4 protein-coding genes are annotated in these 5,727 nt (G+C 61.5%); 3 read left to right on the forward strand and 1 reads right to left on the reverse strand.

Features of this window, described 5'->3' with window-relative positions:
• The first annotated feature begins 129 nt into the window (after positions 1-129).
• The gene (gene secD / locus NW820_RS03245) at positions 130-1,476 is read left to right on the forward strand and encodes a protein translocase subunit SecD (RefSeq protein WP_414331113.1); all 1,347 of its coding nucleotides are present in this window, start codon (positions 130-132) and stop codon (positions 1,474-1,476) included.
• Positions 1,473-2,474: a protein translocase subunit SecF gene (secF, locus tag NW820_RS03250; protein ID WP_011433356.1), complete on the forward strand. Its 1,002-nt coding sequence runs from the start codon at positions 1,473-1,475 to the stop codon at positions 2,472-2,474. Before secD ends, secF begins: the two co-directional genes overlap by 4 nt.
• 73 nt (positions 2,475-2,547) lie before the next feature.
• Here the strand turns inward: secF and NW820_RS03255 are convergent, their stop codons facing one another.
• Positions 2,548-4,476: an FAD-dependent oxidoreductase gene (locus NW820_RS03255; protein ID WP_414406664.1), complete on the reverse strand. Its 1,929-nt coding sequence runs from the start codon at positions 4,474-4,476 to the stop codon at positions 2,548-2,550.
• Between the two features lie 136 nt (positions 4,477-4,612).
• Here NW820_RS03255 and NW820_RS03260 point away from each other — a divergent pair.
• Positions 4,613-5,727: argininosuccinate synthase (locus tag NW820_RS03260; protein WP_414406665.1), on the forward strand; the 1,115-nt coding region annotated here is incomplete at its 3' end.

Consider the following 5,727-nt stretch of genomic DNA (forward strand, 5'->3'; position numbering starts at 1 on the left):
AACAGGCTCAGGGCTACTGAAAGCCCGCGCTACACTGCTAAGGCGGTGTAGGGTCGGGTAGTTTACAAAGTGCCAAAATCCTAAGAGCCTCAGATCGAGTGCGACCGTGTTCCTCACCTTCTCAGCAGTATGGCTAGATCCTCAGCGTCGTGGCTCAGTCGGCTCTCCTTTTTGCGAGGGCTGATCTTCATCTTGGCCGTGGTGGTTGCCCTCGTTTACTTGGGCTTCAGCCGGGAGGTTCGCCTTGGCCTTGACCTCAAGGGAGGAACCCAGCTCACGCTACAAGCTGTGCCCACCGAGGAGGTGCCTGAAATCACCCCCGAAGTGATGCAGGGGGTAGAGGCCGTCATCCAGCAGCGGATCAACGGGCTGGGGGTGGCTGAGCCTCTGGTGCAGATCAGCGGCCAAGACCGCCTGTTCGTGCAGTTGCCGGGGGTGGCGGATCCGGATCGGGCCATTGCTCTCCTTGGAGATACAGCCCAACTGGAGTTTCGCAAGGGCTTGGTTCCCGTCGGCGCGCTGCCCCGCAACGAGCGGGGAGAGATAACAGCGGGGGAGGATCCGGATACTCTGTTTGAGCGGGTCGGCCTCACCGGGGATCTGCTGCGCAATGCCTATCCCCAAGCCCCCCGCCGCGGATCCCAGAGTTGGGAGGTGCTGCTGGAGTTCAAGCCGGAGGGGGCAGAAAAATTTACTCAGCTCACCCGAGATCTGGCCGGAACAGAACGTCCATTGGGCATTTTTCTGGACGACGTGTTGATCAGTGCCCCGATCGTGGGGCCGGAGTTTGCCCGCACCGGCATTACCGGCGGGACGGCGGTGATCACAGGCAACTTTACGGTGGAAACCGCCACTGACTTGGCGGTCAAGCTCAGGGCAGGAGCGCTGCCGGTTCCCATTCAGGTGATTGAAAATCGCACTGTCGGGGCCACTTTGGGGGAAGTGAGCGTGCGCCGCAGCCTCTATGCCGGGATCGGGGGCCTGGTGCTGGTTTTCCTCTTTATGGTGGCCTACTATCGCCTGCCAGGGCTGATTGCGGACATTGCTCTGCTTATCTACGCCCTCTGTACCTTTGCTCTCTTCCAACTGCTGGGGGTAACCATGACTCTGCCGGGGATCGCCGGCTTTATCCTCAGCATCGGCATGGCGGTGGATGCCAATGTGCTGATCTTCGAGCGCATTAAAGAAGAGTTGCGGGCCGGCAAATCCATCTACAAGTCCATTTCGGAAGGGTTTAACCGCGCCTTCAGCAGCATCCTGGACAGCAATGTGACTACCCTTTTGGTCTGTGGCGTGCTTTTCTGGCTGGGGATGGGACTGGTGAAAGGGTTTGCGGTAACCCTGGGCATTGGCATTCTGGTGAGCTTCTTTACGGCCATCACCTGCACCCGTAGCCTGCTCTTGGCGGCAATGGGGATCCCCAGCTTGCGCAAACCTGAGTTTTACGGCGTTCGGATGGAGGCGGCCCAATCATGACGGCTCAAGAGCTATCCCCCGTAGATCCCGCCTCTCGGTTGCTCGACTATCGCTTCGACATTGTTGGACGGAGCAAGCTGTGGTTCAGCTTGTCCTTGGCGGTGCTGCTGGTGGGGCTGGTCAGCATGGCCTTTTCCCTGGCTTCTCTGGGAACCCCCCTGCGGCTGGGGTTGGATTTTTCCGGCGGCACTTTGCTGGATCTGAGCTTTGAGCGGCCTGTCACCACCGAGGAGCTGCGGCGGGCGCTGCAGGAACACAACCTGGGGAGCAGCATCATTCAACTGGACACCCAGACGGGCCAGGAAGCCCTGATCCGCATGCCCCCTTTGTCGGAGACGGAGCGCTTGGCCGTGGAAGCCACCCTGCGGCAGGAGGTTGCCCCCTTCCAGCGCAATCTGGTCGAGACGGTTGGCCCGACGGTGGGGCGTTTGCTCTTGCGTTCCGGCATCGTGGCGGTGCTCATCTCTTTCGGGCTCATCGTGCTGTACCTGGCCCTGCGCTTCCAGTGGGATTACGCGGTGTTTGCCATTGTGGCGCTGCTGCACGATGTAGTGTTGACGATAGGGCTATTTGCCCTTTTGGGCCTGACGGTGGGTATGGAGGCGGACAGCCTGTTTGTGGTGGCGCTGCTGACCATCATCGGCTTTTCCGTCAACGACACCGTGGTCATCTACGACCGCATCCGCGAGAATCTGCGTCTGGTGAGCCGCAAGGTCAGCCTGGCCGAGGTGGTAAACCTATCTCTGAACCAGACCTTTGCCCGCTCCCTGAACACCACCCTGACGACGATGCTGCCCCTAGTTGCCATCGCCATTTTCGGGGGAGCTACCTTGAAGGGGTTTGCCATTGCCCTGCTCATTGGCTTTACTTTGGGGGTGTATTCCAGCATTTTTATCGCCAGCCCCCTGTTGGTGTGGTGGCGGCAGCAGCGCTATGGCAAAAGTAGCGAAGATGCCCGCGCAGGCAGGGATCCCGATTCACTTCCCTCTGAGGGCTAGGGCCCCGATATCGGAAAAATTGGGTCGATTGGGTGGGGATCTGTCGTTCGCGCTGAGACGGTGTCCTCTGGGTTCACCATTGCAGTCTTTGCCCATGGGAGATCAGGTAGCGTTGTAAATCGGCCATTTTGCCTTGCGGCACGATCTGAGCTGGGATCAGGCCGGGAGCTTGACTGCGCAGCCAAGCCACGGTCAGCCCTGCTGCCGAGCCGATGGTCCATTCACCGTAATGCACGCGGGTGGCGGCGTTGACAATGTGGCTGACGGCGATCCCTTTGCCGCCGATGAGCAGGTTATCCACCTTCTGCGGGATCAGGGCTTCCAAGGGAATGAGAATGGGACGGACGGAAAACTCGTTGACTGGCGCGGAGCTGGCCGAAAGAGAGGGCTCCCAGTTGCGGTAGCGACAGCCGTGGATATCGATGGCGTAGTGGGTAACCCCCACCACGGTAGGTCTGAAGTCCCGCCCCCCGGCGGTGCCGACGCGAATATCCTGCTCCAACATCAGGAACTCCGCTTGGCCGTAGGCAGATCGCCCCAGAATGCGTCGACCTTCCCGGATGTAGGGGTAGAGGCTAAGGCCAGAGCGGGTGCCCAGCAAGGACTCTTCGGCAAACACCAAGGAGAGGGGATAGCCAGAGCGGGATTGAGTTTCCATCAGCCACTCGGCAAACAGCAGGGCGTGGTTTTCTCCATCTTTGATGGCCGAGACATCCAGGCCCCCCAGCCAGTTGTGGCGCTGCCCTGAGGCCACTAGCCGCTCTTCCGTCAGGATCAGGGGCGGGTTCATGATCCCCCAGTCGTTGCCGCGGTTCCAGTTCACCAGCGTCAGGTCGCCTGGAACAGGCGTGCTGTAGAAGGGATCCCGGCGGCCCTTGCTGACGATGCGGCGGTAATTGAAAAAGCTCTGGCCGCTGAAGGTGGGGAAACCCTCCATGTCGAACTCGCGGCGGTGTTCGGCGCGGGAATAGCCTGGTTGCAGTTGGGCCAGCTCTGCTCGGGAGCGACCGCCATCGTCGTGGATGGCCAGCACGAAGGGAAAGGTAAAGGCTTGAGTGCACTCCGGGTTGCTGGCGGGGGCGGCATTGGGCTCGCCGGTCACATCGTGCCCTTCCGAACCCAGCCGATAGGGGATCCCGGCCCAGCCCACCAGCTCGCCGGTATCGGTGGCATCGATAACAAACAGGTTGCGGCCTGGTGGTGCCTGCAGCCTCAACACCCGTTTGGCAAAAACTTCCGTCTCCTGCCAGCCATACCAGCTCACCAGCTCCCGCCACAGCCGTCCCGGCGGCACAAAGTTGGGATCCCGGGGCTGCCGCTGCACAGCGTAAATGCTTTCAATCTGGGATCCATCGGCGCTGAAGGTGGCCCCCTTGAAAGCCGTTTGGGTAGCCCAGCGGCTGTTGGGGGCATTTTGAGCTGCCTGTTGCAGCCAGGTTTCCACCGCCTGCAGCCCGGCCTGGGGCGGAAAACACAGCCCTCCCACCCAGCAGCTGTTGATCTCGGATACGCGGGTTCCCGGCGGGATCCCTGTCCAGGCCGGCAGATGCACCGGCTGGCTTTCGATCAAGGCCTTGAACTCCAGCCAGTGGCGGGAAAAATTGCCCCGTTGCCGCATCGGCAGCGATTCATCAATGGCCGATACCCCCTGGGAGGTAATCTGACCCCCCAGCCAAGGGGTGAGCTCGATGAGACAGGTCTGCACCCCCCCTCGCATGGCATGGCCTGCCGCTGCCACCCCTCCCAGGGATCCGCCCACCACCACCAGCTCGCACTCCCAAATCTCGTCCGGCTGCGGCAAGGGATCCAACAAGGGCCAACCGTGGGCGGTAAAACGGGGCACCTCCGGCTCGGAGACGGCAACAGGGGATCCCACCTCTGGCTGGGAGAGGGCGGCAAACCCCATCCCGGCCACAAAGCTCAGCAGCGACAGGATCCCCAGCCCCACAGTTCGCTTGGGCTCAGATCCCCGGCACGCCGCAGCCGTCTTTTTGCCAGCCATGCTCACACCCCCGGCCTTTCCCCGGCAGGAGAAATCCCCTTGAGAATAGCTGAGGAAACCGACATTGAGGCCAGCCAGGATCCCTGCCACAGGGCATAATGGGCTAGCAACTTTTTAACGGCAACGGCGGGATCCCATGGGACGGGCAAAGAAGGTGGTATTGGCCTATTCAGGCGGGGTGGATACTTCCGTCTGCATTCCCTATCTCAAGCACGAGTGGGGGGTGGAATCGGTGGTGGCCCTGGCAGTCGACTTGGGGCAGGGGGCGGAGCTGGAGGCCATTCAGGCCAAAGCCCTCAGGGCGGGGGCAGAGCAATCTCTGGTGCGGGAGGCTGTCCAGGCCCTCATTACCGACTATGCCTTCCCGGCCATCCAGGCCAACGCCCTCTACGAGCAGCGCTACCCCCTTTCCACGGCCCTGGCCCGACCCCTGATTGCCAAGCTGCTGGTGGAAGTGGCGGAAGAGGTGGGCGCCGATGCGGTGGCCCACGGCTGCACCGGCAAAGGCAACGACCAGGTGCGCTTTGATCTGGCTATTGCTGCTTTAAATCCCCAGCTCAAAGTGTTGGCCCCTGCCCGCGAGTGGGGGATGACCCGCGAGGAGACCATTGCCTATGGGGAGCGCTACGGGATCCCCATGCCCGTGCAGAAGTCCAGCCCCTACAGCATCGACCTCAACATTTTGGGCCGCAGCGCTGAAGCCGGCATCCTAGAAGATGCCGACCGGGAGCCGCCAGAGGAAGTGTATGCCCTCACCCGGCCTATTTCCCAGACACCCGACGAGCCCGCCTACGTGGAGATTGAGTTCGAGCAAGGGATCCCTGTCGGGGTGGATGGGCAGCGCCTCAGTCCCAAAGCCCTCTTCGAGCAGCTCAACTCCTTAGCTGGCCTGCATGGGGTGGGCCGCATCGACATGATTGAAAACCGCCTGGTGGGGATCAAGTCGCGGGAGATCTACGAGTGCCCTGCTCTAATGGTCTTGATCCAAGCCCACCGCGAGCTGGAAAGCCTCACCCTCACCCGCGATGTCATCCATTACAAGTACGGCATCGAGACCACCTACAGCCAGTTGATCTACAACGGCCTTTGGTACTCGCCGCTGCGGGAGGCTCTGGACGCCTTTATCCGCGCCACCCAGAAAAGCGTCACCGGTGTCGTGCGGATGCGGTTGCACAAGGGCCAGGCGGTCTGTGTGGGCCGTCGCTCTCCCTACTCTCTTTACAACCCAGAGCTGGCCACCTACGGGGAAGG

Origin of the sequence: Synechococcus sp. R55.7 (genome assembly GCF_047461955.1) — a bacterium.
Taxonomy (GTDB): domain Bacteria; phylum Cyanobacteriota; class Cyanobacteriia; order Thermostichales; family Thermostichaceae; genus Thermostichus.

What these genes read in the sequence shown, in the direction of transcription:
- secD (WP_414331113.1), top strand. Translation starts at nt 130, where the DNA reads ATGGCTAGATCCTCAGCGTCGTGGCTCAGTCGGCTCTCCTTTTTGCGA.
- secF (WP_011433356.1), top strand. Translation starts at nt 1,473, where the DNA reads ATGACGGCTCAAGAGCTATCCCCCGTAGATCCCGCCTCTCGGTTGCTC.
- NW820_RS03255 (WP_414406664.1), bottom strand. Translation starts at nt 4,476, where the DNA reads ATGGCTGGCAAAAAGACGGCTGCGGCGTGCCGGGGATCTGAGCCCAAG.